Raw genomic sequence first — 15,455 nt, forward strand, 5'->3', positions numbered from 1 at the left:
AGAAAAGAAGGTGGGTTAAACCTTCTTCCTCTTGATGACAAACTTCGGAACTCAAAGAGCGTTATTCAATTAGATAAGGGTAGAATTCACTTCTACACCACCTATACCCATATCGGTAAATGTCCCTTGTAAAGATAGAGTAACATTTGTTTGGCTAGACACTATTGCAGTTGAACCATCTACGGTTGCAATCGAGCTATCCGCTGTCGCAATTGAACTTACTGCTGTCGCAGTGGTGCTGTCTACTGCTGTCGCAGTGCTGCTGTCTATTGCTGTCGCAGTGCTGCTGTCTATTGCTGTCGCAGTGCTGCCATCTACTGCTGTCGCAGTTGAGCCATCTATTGCTGTCCCAGTTGAGCTTGTTACACTTAAAATACTATATGTACTTACATCTAAAATACTATCTTGTTGAGTTAAGTCAATTATTGGAACAGCCCCAGCATCATCTATCGCTGTTGCAGTGGAGATATCTACCGCTGTCGCAGTGGAACCATCCGTGGTCAGAGTGTAACTATCTACCGCTGTCGCAATTGAACCATCGGTAGTGGTAGCAGTTGCACCTGTCGCTGTTGTTGCAGTGGAACCATCTGCAATTGTTGCAGTTGCATCTGTCATTGTTGCAATTGAACCATCTGCAATTGTCGCAGTTGCATCTGTCGTTGTTGCAGTTGAACCATCTGCAATTGTCGCAGTGGCAACTGTCGTCGTGGTTGCAGTTGAGCCATCTGTTGTCGTGGTTACACCTGTCGTCGTTGTGACAATGGAACCATCTGTTGTCGTGGTTGCACCCGTCGTCGTTGTGACAGTGGAACCATCTGTTGTAGTGGTTGCACCCGTCGTCGTTGTTGCAGTGGAACCATCTGTTGTCGTTGTTGCACCCGTCGTCGTTGTTGCAGTGGAACCATCTGTTGTCGTGGTTGCACCCGTCGTCGTTGTGACAGTGGAACCATCTGTTGTAGTGGTTGCACCCGTCGTCGTTGTTGCAGTGGAACCATCTGTTGTCGTGGTTGCACCCGTCGTCGTTGTTGCAGTGGAACCATCTGTTGTCGTGGTTGCACCATCATTTCCTGAAGATAGAGTTCCTGAATCGATAGGAGTAACGGTAACTAATTGAGTTGCTGTGGCAGTAGCAACTGAATTTTCTACGCTGGAATAAGCCGTTACAGTTAATGCAAGGCTGGTTGTATCCGTTAAATCTCCACTTACCATAATAGAAAGATCTTGCAATTGGCTGGCAGTAAGTGTGTAAGTACCATCCGCATTAGCCGTCACCGCAGTTCCTCCAGAGCTTAGAGTTGCTCCAGAAGGTACATTACCAATGGTTACGGACAACGAATCTGTGGTATTTCCTGCGGGAAGTAAGGCAGTTATATCAAGAGGTATGGCGACACCTGCACTTCCAGTAGCCGTCTGGGTTTCTAAAATAGGAGTATCGGCAACGGGATTAACGGTTACGACTTGCGTGGCTGTCGCAGTGGCTACTGAGGTCCCGACCGTAGAGGTGGCAGTTATTGCTAAGGCCAAATCGGTGGTGGTGGCCAATTGTCCATTTACCGTAATGGCAAGAGCCTGCAATTGGCTGGCAGTAAGTGTGTAAGTACCATCCGCATTAGCTGTTAGGGCCGTTCCTCCAGAGCTTAGTGTCGCTCCTGAAGGTACATTACCAATGGTTACGGACAATGCATCGGTGGTATTTCCTGCGGGAAGTAAGGCAGTTATATCAAGAGGTATGGCGGAGCCTTCATTCCCAGTAGCCGTCTGGGTTTCTAAAATAGGAGTATCGGCAACGGGATTAACGGTTACGACTTGCGTGGCTGTCGCAGTGGCTACTGAGCTCCCGACCGTAGAAGTGGCAGTTATTGCTAAGGCCAGATCGGTGGTGGTGGCCAATTGTTCATTTACCGTAATAGCAAGATCCTGCAATTGGCTGGCAGTAAGTGTGTAAGTACCATCCGCATTAGCCGTTAGGGCGGTTCCTCCAGAGCTTAGTGTCGCTCCTGAAGGTACGTTACCAATGGTTACGGACAATGCATCGGTGGTATTTCCTGCGGGAAGTAAGGCAGTTATATCAAGAGGTATGGCGGAGCCTTCATTCCCAGTAGCCGTCTGGGTTTCTAAAATAGGGGTATCGGCAACGGGATTAACGGTTACGACTTGCGTTGTCGTTGCAATTGCGACTGAAGCTCCAACAGTAGATTTAGCGGTTATTGCTAAAGTAAGATTGGTAGTCCTAGCCAATTGCTCATTTAGAGTAAGGGCAAGATTCTGCAATTGGCTTGCATTTACCGTATAAGTACCATCAGTATTAGCAACCAAAGTAGTCCCTCCAGAACTTAGAGTCGCTCCAGAAGGAACATTGGCAATCTTTACTGACAGCACATCTGTAGTGTTTCCTGCGGGAAGTAAGGCGCCTATATCAAGGGGTATGGCAGTACCTTCATTACCGGAGACCGGATGCGTTTCTAAGATAGGCGTATCGGCAACAGGTTTAACGGTTACAACTTGCGTTGCCGTCGCAGTAGCGACTGAAGTCCCGACAGTTGCTTTAGCGGTTATTGCTAAAGCAAGATTGGTGGTGCTGGATAATTGACCATTTAAGGTAAGGGCAAGATTCTTCAATTGGCTCGCATTCACAGTATAAGAACCATCCGTATTAGCGACCAAAGCAGTTCCTCCTGAACTTAGAGTCGCTCCAGAAGGAACATTGCCAATCTTTACTGACAGCACATCTGTAGTGTTTCCTGCGGGAAGCAATGCGCTTATATCAAGGGGTATGGCAGTGCCCTCATTTCCTGAAACCGAATGTGTAGCTAAGATAGGAGTATCGGCAACGGGATTGACGGTTACAACTTGCGTTGCTGTCGCCGTGGCTACTGAAGTTCCTACTGTTGATTTGGCAGTTATTGCTAAGGCAAGTTTGGCAGTGGTGGCTAATTGCCCATTTAAGGTAAGGGAAAGATTCTTCAGTTGGCTCGCACTGAGCGTATAAGTACCATCCGTATTAGCGACTAAAGCAATCCCTCCTGAACTTAGAGTAGCTCCAGAAGGTACATTGCCAATTTTTACTGACAGCACATCCGTGGTGTTTCCCACTGGAAGTTTGGCGCTTATATTAAGAGGTATGGCGGAACCTTCATTCCCAGTTACCGCCTGGGTACTTAAGATAGGGGCATCAGCAACAGGATTAACTCCAACCTTTATTGATTGGTGAATACTTGCGGATAAACCCTTGGGAGACGTAGATGTCGCAATTACATTAAGAGTCACAGAGCCAGACACTTGATTTAATCCAGATTTAAAAGTTAAACCATTAATTTGTGCTGCAGTAAGCGTCCAACTACCATCCTGGTTGTGTGTCCCGGCAGATAAAGAAGCACCCGCTGGAACCCCAGTGATTTTATAGGATAATACGTCACCCGTATAACGTGTTGTAGCGCTTATATTTAATGGTATCGGTGTATTTTCGTTTCCTCCAGGACTTGTTACATGTAATGAGGTAGGAGGAACTGGAACCGCAATAACTGGGACGTTGTAAGTATGAGTAGGTAATGCACTAACCTGTAAAGTACCGGCTTTAATTGCCTGTAATTGAGCTATATCCGCTACGGCCACAGTAATCGGTAATGTACTGGGAGTTGAATCATTAAGTACTACTCCAGCAGCTAATTTTAGTGTTTCAGGTCCATTTACCCCATTAAACCAGGTTGAGCCCTTAATTACTTGGGTACTTTCATTGGCTACGACATACTTAAGGGAACCATTGGCATTATTGTTCATAATTAACCAATAGTGTTGATCTTTAGCATCAATATCTGTTGCAGATAAAGTGCCTAGAGTCGCACCAGGAGCGCTTTCGCGAACTGAAGTTGGAGTAAATGAAACTTTAGGTGCTCCAAGATCTTGAGCCACGATTTTTATTTGCTCAAAACCTTTAACACTTAAAGGAATGGATGAAAATTTGAAAAAGCTGTTTGCTTCTGATCCTGAAGCTACAGCCGCTTTAAAACCTAGAATATTATTTTTAAAATTCGCAGAAGTAAGTTGTCCATAGCTTACTTTCAGTTCTAAAACATCAATACCTTTACCTCCGTTATATATAGAGGATCCTCCGTGGGCAATGGCATTTAGATTAGCCTCATAAGTCATCTTATCGGCACCGTTCCCTCCTCTTATAACAGAAGAACCAACACCCGCATCCACACTATTTTTATTATTCCCCAAGTTGATAACTGTATTCCCTGTAGTTACGGAGTGTACGGAGTTAATGCCTTGGCCTAAGGTTACTGAAAAATTTGCGGCACTTAGTTGTACCATGCTATTCACTACATGGGCATATCCAAGATTCAAAGTGTTATTTCCGTTACCTGCTGTAATAACATCCTTGCCCGAAGAAGATAAAGCATTTATTAGATTATTACCATTTCCCATAAATAAGGTTTCATTGATGCCAGAAAGTGTGACCGAATTGTTGCCATTTCCTACAATTAGAAGATTGTTATTACCTAAAACTGAGAGAGTATCTTTGCCATTACCTACTGTAAGAATGTTATTATTTCCCATTAAGGAAACATTATTATTCCCATTTCCTATAAAACCTACCCCATTATTGGTATTGAGGGTTAAATTTAAATTCCCATTACCGTAAGAAGTTATTTTCTGCGCTAAAATTGATTCTTGATTACTATTGCGGATCGTCTTTAGTAGTAGAGCTAATGCTTCATTACTAGGGGAAGTAATAGTGGAAGCAGCCATGAGAACACCTAAACCATGCGGGCAAGGTTCTGAATTCCTCCATGACTTTAGTACCTGCGCGTTATTAAAACACCTGAACAAATCGATACTTTCAAGTAGCGGGAGTTTCACTTAACATATATGAGATAAGTATAGTAACTGGTTAAATTTTATTCAAATCCATGGATGCAAAAAAATCCTTTTTACGAGTTAAAATTACAAGGTAGTAATCTTTATCTTTCCATGAACGATTCCTCTTTGGCCTTAAATATGGGTTTAAGAATATAATCCAAAACGCTTTTTTTCCCCGTTTTAATAAAAACATTGGCGGTCATACCCGGAATTATCGGTAATTTATGTTTATCGTTTCCTAAATAATTTTTATCGGTTTGTACACGTATCATATAGTAGGTTATTGGTGTTGCCGCAGAGAATTTAGTGCTTGGTTCTTCAATTGCATCCGCGCTGATATAAGTAACAACTCCATTTAAACTGCCATAGACCGTATAATCATAGGCTGTGATCTTAACTGATACCTTTTGTCCCGTATGAATAAAAGCGATATCTTTCGGTGTTACTTTTGCTTCAACAAGTAACTTATCTGACAAAGGAACAATTTCCAAAATATCTTCACCTGGACTAACAACTCCTCCCTCCGTCTTAATATTGATTTTTTTAACTACACCATAAACGAGGGATCTTAGTTGAGTACGCACCATTTTATCTTTTAAAGAAGCTAATGAATCAGTCAAACTCATTAACTCTGCTTTTTGCTGGTTAAGTTCAGTCCATGCAGTATTTTGATATTGGTTTTTTTTCTCTAATATTTTTTGTTGAATTTCTGCAATAATTTCTTGAGTGCGAATGTATTCCGCTTTAGATGCATACCCTTTGAGTGTTAATTTCTCATACATTTTAGTGCGCTCTTTCGCCAGATCTAAATATTGTTTTAAATTCTCTAATTCTGAATGAAGTGAATCGAGTTGGGTTTTAAATAAATAATTTTCTCTATCTACGAGATCAGGAGCATTTTCTTTCAACTCAGCAGAAAACTGAACACTTGGTTTACCATAAGCTTGTGCCGTTAGCCTGGCGACTGTGGCCGAAAGAGCAAGATATCGATGATAACCATTTTTATAATCTGCCTTGTACCGAGTATCATCCAGAGTTACTAGAATTTGGTTAGGACGAACTATTTCCCCTTCTTGAACCAAAATCTTATTAATAATTCCACCATCCAAGCTTTGGATAATTTTAACTTCTGATGAAGGAACAACTTTTCCCTCACCAATAACAACATCGTCTATCATTCCAAAATAAGACCAAATTATTCCCAAGATAATAAGCATTAAGACAATAAAAAGAATACTGTTCGCAACCATTGTTGTTTTCGATAACAACGCTGCTTTAGAGTCAGCAATAAAATCTTCATCTTCTGAAAAAAATTTTTTCTCTTTCCTCTTTTTCTTCAAAGACATGTTTATTTACCTTCCTGATTGGGTATTGAAGATGAAAACGGTTGGGTTTGTTTTTGTTTCTCCAGTGCCTGTGCCTTTTGTAGAACTTCAATCACCTCATTTTTAGGCCCATCTAAAATAATATGGCCATTATCCATCATGATAAGACGGTCAACTAAAGGAAATAATGATACTTTATGGGTTACTAAGATAATGGTTTTACTTTCTTTAAGAGTTAATAAGCGCTGAATCGTTTCTTGTTCTGTGGCCATATCCATGGCACTGGTTGGCTCATCAAATAACCAGATGGGGGGATTAGATAGTAGTCCACGCGCCAGGGCAATAGATTGACGCTGTCCTCCAGATAAGCCTTCCCCTCTCTCGCCTACCATCATATCAAATCCTTCTGGATGATGATTTACGAATCGGTCTACACCACCAAGATAACCTGCATTGATAATTGCTGCATCATCAGCCCAGGGCATTCCCATAGAAATATTGTCTCGGACTGTTCCATAGAATAGCATGCTATCTTGGGGGACAAAGCCCATGTTCTTTCTTAAATCAACAGGATCTAGTTGTTCAATGTTAATCCCATCTATATAAATATTTCCCTCTTTCGGTTGATATAAACCAAGAATTAACCGTTGAATAGTACTTTTACCCGAACCAATACGGCCAATTATGGCTACCCGTTCCCCCGCCTTTATTTTAAAAGAAACATGATCAAGGGCTAGGAGCTGTTGACCTGGATATTGAAAACTAACTTTATCGAATTCTATGGTTCCTTCTATTTTAGGCAGGTGTAAAAAACGTTTATTTTCTGGACGCTCCACAGGCAATGACATTAAGTGATTCAGATTTTCCAATGATAACCTGGCTTGCTGCAACCGGGTTAAAATTCCCGCCAATGAAGAAAGAGGAGCTAAAATTCTTCCCGCCAAAATATTTGTGGCGATTAAGCCACCTAATGTCATGCTTCCTTCCTCAATCATATAGACACCCAAGGCAATCATACCTACCGTAATAAACCCTTGACCATAATTGGTTATAGTGATTATCAAATTTGAGAAATAGCGCATTTTTAGTGAATCTCGGGCGGTAGTACCCACATATTGTTCCCATTTTTTTTGCATTTGTCCTTCAGCATTTAACGATTTAACTGTTTCAATAGCCGTTACTGTTTCCACTAATAATGCATGTTTTTGCATGGCTCCTTGCAAGGATTTTAATACGGCTTCACGCATAGGTTTCTCAATAATATATGCAGCGAGTAAGATAAGCGGCACTATAATAAGGGGAATCAGTACAAGCCAGCTGCCTAAATACGCGATAAGTACAAAAAACAAAAGCACAAAGGGTAAATCAATAATTGTAGTTAGTGTTGCGGAAGTAAAAAAATCGCGAAGCACTTCAAACTCTCGCAGATTATTTACAAAAGCACCGACCGAGTTGGGTTTGTTCATTAAGCGAATGCTTATTGCTTGTTGGAATAAAGTGCTTGCCATCACCACATCGGCTTTTTTTCCACTCACGTCAATTAAATAACCACGTAATAGTCTTAATATAAAATCAAAAAAATTAATCATCAAAACCCCAACAACAAGTACCCATAAAGTGACATAGGCATTGTTAGGAATGACTCGGTTATATACATTCATTATAAATAAGGGCATAACCAGATTGAAAATATTGACTATGAATGCCGCAACAACAACTTGCATGTAAATATAGCGATAACGGGATAAGGTACTCCAGAACCAGGAAAGCTTATCTATATTTTCTGTTGGTGCTGCTTCAGCTCGAGTTTCATATTTAAAAACGGGAGCAATAAAGATAGCTTGTCCAATATAACTTTCCTCCAAATCATCGAATGATTTTTGTTGAACCCCTCCTCCATGATCCGACAAAATGAGTTCGACTGTTTCAGAATCAATAATATTTTTTAAGATGCATGCCTGATCATTTTTTAAAAGCAACACAACCGGTAAAACTAATTTTGAAATATGCTGAAGGGATCGTTTCACTATGCGTGCTGAAAATCCAACTCGTTCCGCTGCACGTACAAATAAGGAGGGGGTAAATTTATTATTTTCCAGCGGTAATCCAGCACGAAGTACATCTGCAGACAACGGGCGATGATTTAGCATAGTTAAAATTACTAAACAATCTAATAATGGATCAGAGAATGTTTCGTTATTCTCATAAGACTTATCCATTCTCTTTTTTTCCTACTTAAGAGATGTCATATGTCTTATAGTTTAGCAGGTTAACGCAATAATAGGGGTTGTTGATCAATTGATGGGATTGAGGTTGTATCAAGTATTGGAGATTGGGAGGCAAATTTAACTCAGTAACATCCCAATCAGCGCGCAAATCGATTTTTTACTATAGAAACTTAGGTTGATGGCATGCATCATTACAATCTGTTTGGGTCTTTTCCACCTGAATAGTAACATGCTGAATATTAAATTCTTGACGTAACTGCTCAACCCACTCTGCTCTTAATGCATCTGAAAGTTCATTATCAGGCATATACAAATGAACTGACAGGGCATTTTCTTGAGTACTCATTGCCCAAATATGTAAATCATGAAATCCTTTCACGCCTTGTTTGCTCAATAAAAAATCGCTTACAGCAGTCCAAGAGATATTATCTGGAACACCATCAATAATTAATCTGAAACTACCTGCAAATAAAGCCCATGTACCTTTGAGTATGACTAATGCTATGAGTAAACCAACCACTGGATCTATCCATTGCCACCCCGTCCAATACAGCAAGGCTGCTGACAAAACAACACCTACGGAAACTAAGGCATCATAGAATAAATGTAAATAAGCGGCTCTAATATTCAAATCGTCGGAGCCACGTGCAAACAATAAGGCGGTAGCAGAATTAATGACAATACCTATCCCTGCGACAATCATAACAGAGAAAGCTTGAACCTCAGACGGTGAAAACAACTTATAGACCGCATCCGTGGCGATAATACCGCATGTAAAAACGAGCAAGATTCCATTTGCCAATGCGGAGAGTATGGAAATTTTTTTTAAGCCGTAGGTTGCTTTCATTGTAGGTGCGCGTTTCATAAGTACGGTAGCAATCCATGCTAAAACCAAACCTAAAACGTCGCCTAAGTTGTGAAACGCATCAGCCAATAAACTGGTCGAATTTGATAAATAAGCAAAAATAATTTGAATCAGTACAAAGATGCCATTAGCAACTATGGAAATAATAAAGGCTTTATCATAAGCCATGGGAGCATTCTTTGCTCCGTGATGGTGTTGGTGATGTGAACCACCATGAGAATGCGTGCTCATAATGTTCCTTCGTTTTTTTGATCTTCTTTTTTTTCTTCAGCATAATAGTTAATGCCAATTTTTATTCGATTACGTTCTTTTTGCTTACGCCATGCATTCGTATCACGTAAAGAATATACACATCCACAATATTCTTGTTTATAAAACTCTTCACGCTTGGCAATTTCATACATGCGTTCTGAACCTCCATTTTTTCGCCAATTATAAGTCCAATATTCTAGGTTAGGGTATTTGCTTGCCGCACGAATTCCGCAATCATTAATTTGATTCATATCCTTCCAGCGTGATATTCCCAAAGAACTGCTAATTACCGGAAACCCATGCTCGTGAGCATATAATGCCGTACGCTCAAAACGCATATCAAAGCACATAGTACATCGTTTACCCCGCTCAGGTTCCCATTCTAGACCCTTCGCACGAGCAAACCAGTTATCCTTATCATAATCAGCATCAATAAATGGGATATTGTGCTTTTCTGCAAAACTAATATTTTCGTTTTTTCTAATTTCATATTCTTGAATAGGGTGAATATTCGGATTATAAAAAAAGATAGTAAAATTAATTTCCGAACTAATAAGCGCTTCCATGACCTCACCTGAACAAGGTGCACAACATGAGTGCAACAATAACTTGTCTGCATCATTAGGTAATTCCAGTCGCTCTCTTTGTATCATTTCTTTACATCCAACATGTTTATAAAATGGTGACGATAATATACTAACTCCGCAATAGAGTCTTTAATATCGTCTAGGGCAAGGTGTTTTGATTCTTTAACTACTCCATTTAATAATTCAGGTCGCCAACGAATAGCTAATTCTTTTAGTGTACTCACATCCAAGTTTCGATAATGAAAAAATGCAGCAAGATCTGGCATGTATTTGTAAAGAAACCGCCTATCCTGACACACACTATTGCCACACATTGGTGATTTACCTTTATCTAGATACTGCTTTAAAAACTCGATGGTTAACTGCTCTGCTTGTGCTTCGCTAATTTGACTTTGTAAAACGCGATCAACTAAACCGGATTGTCCATGCTGCCGAGTATTCCAGGAATCCATGCCATCGAGCAGCATTTTAGCTTGAGAAATTGCAAAAACTGGACCTTCAGCAATAATATTTAAATGGGGGTCGGTCACCACAGTAGCAATTTCAATAATCCTATCTTTTTCAGGCTCAAGTCCTGTCATTTCCAAATCTATCCAAATTAAATTTTGATTATTTTTCATTTGTTTTCCAGGAGTTTAATATCAATTCTACACAAGCCACTCGTCTTTGATGTAGGGTGTGTTTAATTGCTTCACCCTTATACCCTTCAGCAATGATCGCTTGGCTATTCACTTTAGCACATTCAGAAAGCAAATAGCTCCATAATTTACTTTGGCGATATTCAATAGACCGACCACAACCTGATGCATCCGCTTCACAGGCAATTAGCATATTATAGAAGAGTTGGGGACGACGAAATGCATCGCTCTGCTCCAAAATTTTTACTATCGTGCTCGCTTTCAATTCAAATAAGCGGTGGATGTTTAAATGAACGCGTGAAACCAAAATAGCCAGGGAACGATAGTCATTAGGAATTCGTAATCGAGAGCATAGAGTTTCTACAATGCTAACTCCCCGCTCTTCATGGCCATGATGACTTGGCCAATTGTCCATAGGCGATAACGCTTTACCCAAATCATGCACTAATGCGGCAAATCGAATCACAGGATCTTCAGTTAAAGTTACTGCCGCTTGCAAGACCAATAAGGTGTGAACCCCACTATCTATTTCATGATGATAACGATATGGATTAGGGATGCCAAACAACCGATCAATTTCAGGTAAAATTACCCGCAATGCATCACAGGATCGTAAAGTAATTAAAAATTGTTCTGGGTTTTTTTCTCCTAAGCTTCTTTGCCATTCCTGCCAAACACGTTCAGGGACCAAATGAGCTAATTCACCTCGTTGAACCATGGTATACATCAATGAACGGGTTTCCTCGGCCAATTTAAAACCTAAATGATGAAAACGTGCTGCAAAACGGGCAACACGCAATACCCGTACTGGATCTTCAGCGAAGGCGGGAGATACATGACGGAGTATTTTTGCCTCTAAATCCTTCAACCCATGGTAGGGATCAATAAGCTGTCCTTGTTCATTTCGTGCCATTGCATTAATTGTTAAATCACGGCGTGCTAAATCTTCTTCTAAGGATACTGTTTTACTAAAATTACAAGAAAAACCATAATATCCAGGCGCAGATTTTCGTTCTGTTCGCGCCAAAGCATATTCTTCACGGGTTTCAGGATGCAAAAAAACAGGAAAATCTCGACCAACTTGTCTGAATCCTTTTTCCAATAACTCATGTGGCTCAGAGCCAACAACAACCCAATCACGTTCTTTTATTGGCAGATTTAATAATTCATCCCGTATAGCCCCACCCACTAAGTAGACTTTCATTAAATTTAATTTACCTTCATACTGTATGATTATTTAGCCTTAATTTTCGTTCGAGCTAAGAATATTTTTAATAATTATATTATAGATTAGGACCATGAGTAAAAGACGTATTAGTAAACAACAAACTGCCCGTATTGAAAAAATTCAACAAAATTATCATGAGCACAAAAAAAATCATGACGATCTGGCTGATGGCTTAGTTATTACTCGCTTTAGCAAACATGTTGAACTAGAAGATGCAAAGGGCAATCACATACGTTGTTCAATTAGGCCAAATCTAGAGACTTTGGTTGCGGGAGATAAGGTCATATGGCAATCAGAAGGAATTAACCAAGGAGTAGTAGTTAGCCTTTATCCTCGAAGTACTGTCTTGGCAAAACCAACCAGCTCGGGACTTGCAAAGCCCGTTGCTGCCAATATTACCCAACTCATTATTGTCATAGCACCCAAACCAGAAATATCATGGGCGTTACTTGATAGCTATTTAGTTATGGCAGAAACACTTGGCTTAAAGGCAGTAATTCTATTAAATAAAACTGATTTACCCTGTGAACTTCTAAAAGAACAATTATTCATAGATTATGGACCACTAAATTATCCTATTGTGCTAACAAATAAAAACTCTACTGAGGGTTTGGAACAACTCAAACACATATTAAATCATCAAATCAGCGTGTTCGTGGGCCAATCCGGAGTAGGTAAGTCCTCAATTATTTCAAGTATTTTGCCTCATGAACCTAACATTTCTATAAATGAAATTTCTGAACTATCCGAATTAGGAAGACATACAACCAGCAACTCACGATACTACCACTTGCTTAGCGGCGGTGCTTTAATTGACTCACCGGGAGTGAGAGAGTTTAGTTTATGGCATATAGATGCCGCTGAGATCGCACGTTGTTATCCCGAGTTTAGACCCTATTTGTCACAATGCAAATTTCGAAATTGTACCCATAAAGATACGCCCTATTGCGCTATAATTAAGGCGAAGAAAGAGGGTTTAATTTCAGAAAAACGTTATGAAAATTTCATCAAGCTTTGTGGTCAATACACCTAAAACTTACTGAGCTATTAAACATTCCAACAAAAAAAGCCTTCGGTTAGGATAAAAGAACCATTTTGTCCTTACTCTTTTGGATGCTTTTACGACGTATAGGTTTGCATAACCCCTTGTTTTTCTATATGCAATTAATTGACTTTATCTAAGCCACTGTTCGGTACTCAAATGTCATGTATCTAAACAGGGTTGTGCAACAGACAATTAATAAATTAGTTATATTGACCAATATAATCGAGAGGTCGACTACAATTCTTAGCGCTTTCTTTTTGTGCTATGCTTAAAATCGGTTGGCTTATATTAAATAAATAATTACTTATTATATCCATTTTCCTCGGATCAAGAGTAAGCTGGTACAATTGATTTTTATAATCAATTATCAGTGATTGAACATCTTTTACTTCAGAGAACTTAAAAAATTCCATCTTATCCGCTTTTTGAAATATAGGAAAAAAGGATATTGAGGAACTTTCTATACCTTGAGATAACCGGGATATTTGATTATTGATATGCTTACTGCAGTTAATAAGAAATCGAGATTTTGCTATGTCCAGATCACATAATTTAATTAATCTCAATAAATGAGTACGGTGATGTTCGCTCAGCCCATTGAGAAACTCAGCGAATAAGACATTAACCCGGAATTGCTTCATGAGCTCATTTTCATCTTGCGCATAAGTTTGGATTATGTCATCTAAAAATTGATTAGTCCGCGTCTTTACGGATTCATTATTTGTTTTAAAAATCAATAATGCATTAAACAACCGTTCTGGTTCAAACCAATAAACTCCAAGTTCATTTAACTTACATTTTTGCACAAGCTCTAACCATCTAATCGATTGTGTATGGCGTGTAAAGCAGGAAAACCAGCCAGTATCTTTTTTTGTAGGACTAATAATATCACGGATGATCTCTTCATATGCTGCTTCTAAAGCTTTAGGTTTATTTGCTGCAACAAATGGCAACAACACCCCAAGAATTGCATAAGCCTGGGGAAATACCACATTTTCTCTATCCCATAAACTCGATGTTTGACGCGGGCAGAGGATAGAAAGTTCAAATTGAGTGGTAAACAACGAAACAATAAGTTTGCAACAATTTATAAAAGCATCTTTTTTATCAAAGAGGACTTGGTATTCTTCGATCTCCTCAGATAATTCTTGGTAAACGGGTTCTAATTCTTTACTTGTGGCTTTTAAATCAGGACTATATTTAAATAACCATTTACTTAATGTCTTTATTTCATAATCCAGATCAGAAAAATTCTTTGCAGTATGAAGTGCGATAAATAGATCCAATAAGTACTCTTCATTCTCTTTGTATTTAATTTTTGACCCATACAAGAAGTTCACATCCACGAGCTCATGTTCATATAAACGATGGAAAAAATTCTTGATCTCTTTTTTGAATTCTGTAAATTCCCCTTTATGCGCTTGAAAAAAATAGTATCGCTCAACTAATTCCATTAAGTGAGGTAAAAAGGCTATGGGCATACGACCATGAGCTCTTAAATTAACAAAAACCTTTTTACGCATTAGATCCCAAAAGTTTTTGAAAATTTCCGCATCAACGCTTACTTCCCTTTCCGTTTGCTTACATAATTTTAGACGCGCTAATTCATCTATTGTAACAACGCTTAATCTTTTATCTGATCTGTATGTCGATAATTCAAATTTCCATTTTTCTAAGTGCTTGCAAAAGCTTAGCTTCCTATATAAAGTATTATCGCCATAACCGAGATAAAAATTAAAGAGATTTACCGTTTCATTAAGCGACGAAAAATCATTTAAATCCTTTTCGTTGGTCAAAGTCGGTATCAATATTTTTAAATAATTAGTTTGTAACACTTGGCCCAGTTCTCGAGCTAAATCAATCCAATGTAGATTAATCGCCGAAGGATTAAGCATATAATCATCATCATCAATAATTGCTTCCCATCGAGTTTTATAACAGGCGAGAAGAAAAAGGAAATCATCCTGATTTAAAGTATCAGTTGGCTTGCATTTAGAAAAATGATCTACAAGGCATTCGCATAGCTTCTGATCACTTGGAGTGAGCGTGCTTTCCTTTTCTAGAGTTTCAATAAAATCCAAAATTCGTTGGACTAACATAAACTACGACCTATCCTTAAATAAATTAACTTAAACTAAAGCTAAATAAAAATCAATTATAAACCCCATGAGGACGCGCGTAAGTGAAGGAAATTAAATAAAAAATTCAGACATGAACTAAGTTCAAGTCATTCGTTGAGAAATGAACTTAGAGCTTCCAAGCACTATTCATGGATTTTATGGCAGATTTCATTGTAGAAAAAAAAAGCGGCTTAAAGCCGCTTTCAAGAATAAAACCCTGGCGATGACCTACTTTCACATGAGGAAACCTCACACTATCATTGGCGCGGTCTCGTTTCACTTCTGAGTTCGAGATGGGATCAGG

At 39.2% G+C, this 15,455-nt stretch carries 9 protein-coding genes and 1 rRNA gene; 1 reads left to right on the forward strand and 9 read right to left on the reverse strand.

Annotated elements, in window-relative coordinates; translation table 11 throughout:
* Positions 1-69 precede the first annotated feature (69 nt).
* The 7 genes from ACWTE2_RS30415 to ACWTE2_RS30445 all read right to left on the reverse strand — a co-directional run bounded on the left by ACWTE2_RS30415 (position 70) and on the right by ACWTE2_RS30445 (position 11,962).
* Positions 70-4,752, reverse strand: a complete 4,683-nt coding sequence (locus ACWTE2_RS30415; RefSeq protein WP_454785685.1) for a beta strand repeat-containing protein — start codon at positions 4,750-4,752, stop codon at positions 70-72.
* A 212-nt stretch (positions 4,753-4,964) separates the two neighbouring features.
* Positions 4,965-6,209, reverse strand: coding sequence for an HlyD family type I secretion periplasmic adaptor subunit (locus ACWTE2_RS30420; RefSeq protein ID WP_454785686.1), 1,245 nt, complete (start codon positions 6,207-6,209; stop codon positions 4,965-4,967).
* Between the two features lie 2 nt (positions 6,210-6,211).
* Positions 6,212-8,407, reverse strand: coding sequence for a type I secretion system permease/ATPase (locus tag ACWTE2_RS30425; protein ID WP_454785687.1), 2,196 nt, complete (start codon positions 8,405-8,407; stop codon positions 6,212-6,214).
* Positions 8,408-8,576: 169 nt separating this feature from the next.
* The gene (locus ACWTE2_RS30430) at positions 8,577-9,512 is read right to left on the reverse strand and encodes a cation diffusion facilitator family transporter (RefSeq protein WP_454785688.1); all 936 of its coding nucleotides are present in this window, start codon (positions 9,510-9,512) and stop codon (positions 8,577-8,579) included.
* Positions 9,509-10,186 carry an epoxyqueuosine reductase QueH gene (locus ACWTE2_RS30435; protein ID WP_454785689.1) on the reverse strand — a complete coding sequence of 226 codons (678 nt, stop codon included), beginning with the start codon at positions 10,184-10,186 and terminating at the stop codon, positions 9,509-9,511. The genes ACWTE2_RS30430 and ACWTE2_RS30435 overlap by 4 nt, the downstream gene beginning before the upstream one ends.
* Positions 10,183-10,740 carry an oligoribonuclease gene (orn, locus tag ACWTE2_RS30440; protein ID WP_182392365.1) on the reverse strand — a complete coding sequence of 186 codons (558 nt, stop codon included), beginning with the start codon at positions 10,738-10,740 and terminating at the stop codon, positions 10,183-10,185. Before orn ends, ACWTE2_RS30435 begins: the two co-directional genes overlap by 4 nt.
* Positions 10,730-11,962, reverse strand: coding sequence for a multifunctional CCA addition/repair protein (locus tag ACWTE2_RS30445; RefSeq protein WP_454785690.1), 1,233 nt, complete (start codon positions 11,960-11,962; stop codon positions 10,730-10,732). Before ACWTE2_RS30445 ends, orn begins: the two co-directional genes overlap by 11 nt.
* Positions 11,963-12,056: 94 nt before the next feature.
* Between ACWTE2_RS30445 and rsgA the strand changes: the two genes are divergently transcribed.
* Positions 12,057-13,019 carry a small ribosomal subunit biogenesis GTPase RsgA gene (gene rsgA, locus ACWTE2_RS30450; protein ID WP_454785691.1) on the forward strand — a complete coding sequence of 321 codons (963 nt, stop codon included), beginning with the start codon at positions 12,057-12,059 and terminating at the stop codon, positions 13,017-13,019.
* A 212-nt stretch (positions 13,020-13,231) separates the two neighbouring features.
* Here rsgA and ACWTE2_RS30455 read toward each other — a convergent pair whose 3' ends face one another.
* Positions 13,232-15,130 carry a hypothetical protein gene (locus ACWTE2_RS30455; RefSeq protein WP_454785692.1) on the reverse strand — a complete coding sequence of 633 codons (1,899 nt, stop codon included), beginning with the start codon at positions 15,128-15,130 and terminating at the stop codon, positions 13,232-13,234.
* Positions 15,131-15,366: 236 nt separating this feature from the next.
* Positions 15,367-15,455, reverse strand: a 5S ribosomal RNA gene (rrf, locus tag ACWTE2_RS30460); the annotation flags it as partial.

The sequence above is a fragment of the Legionella nigrisilvae genome, from assembly GCF_977063395.2.

What these genes read in the sequence shown, in the direction of transcription:
- ACWTE2_RS30415 (WP_454785685.1), bottom strand. Translation starts at nt 4,752, where the DNA reads ATGGCTGCTTCCACTATTACTTCCCCTAGTAATGAAGCATTAGCTCTA.
- ACWTE2_RS30420 (WP_454785686.1), bottom strand. Translation starts at nt 6,209, where the DNA reads ATGTCTTTGAAGAAAAAGAGGAAAGAGAAAAAATTTTTTTCAGAAGAT.
- ACWTE2_RS30425 (WP_454785687.1), bottom strand. Translation starts at nt 8,407, where the DNA reads ATGGATAAGTCTTATGAGAATAACGAAACATTCTCTGATCCATTATTA.
- ACWTE2_RS30430 (WP_454785688.1), bottom strand. Translation starts at nt 9,512, where the DNA reads ATGAGCACGCATTCTCATGGTGGTTCACATCACCAACACCATCACGGA.
- ACWTE2_RS30435 (WP_454785689.1), bottom strand. Translation starts at nt 10,186, where the DNA reads ATGATACAAAGAGAGCGACTGGAATTACCTAATGATGCAGACAAGTTA.
- orn (WP_182392365.1), bottom strand. Translation starts at nt 10,740, where the DNA reads ATGAAAAATAATCAAAATTTAATTTGGATAGATTTGGAAATGACAGGA.
- ACWTE2_RS30445 (WP_454785690.1), bottom strand. Translation starts at nt 11,962, where the DNA reads ATGAAAGTCTACTTAGTGGGTGGGGCTATACGGGATGAATTATTAAAT.
- rsgA (WP_454785691.1), top strand. Translation starts at nt 12,057, where the DNA reads ATGAGTAAAAGACGTATTAGTAAACAACAAACTGCCCGTATTGAAAAA.
- ACWTE2_RS30455 (WP_454785692.1), bottom strand. Translation starts at nt 15,130, where the DNA reads ATGTTAGTCCAACGAATTTTGGATTTTATTGAAACTCTAGAAAAGGAA.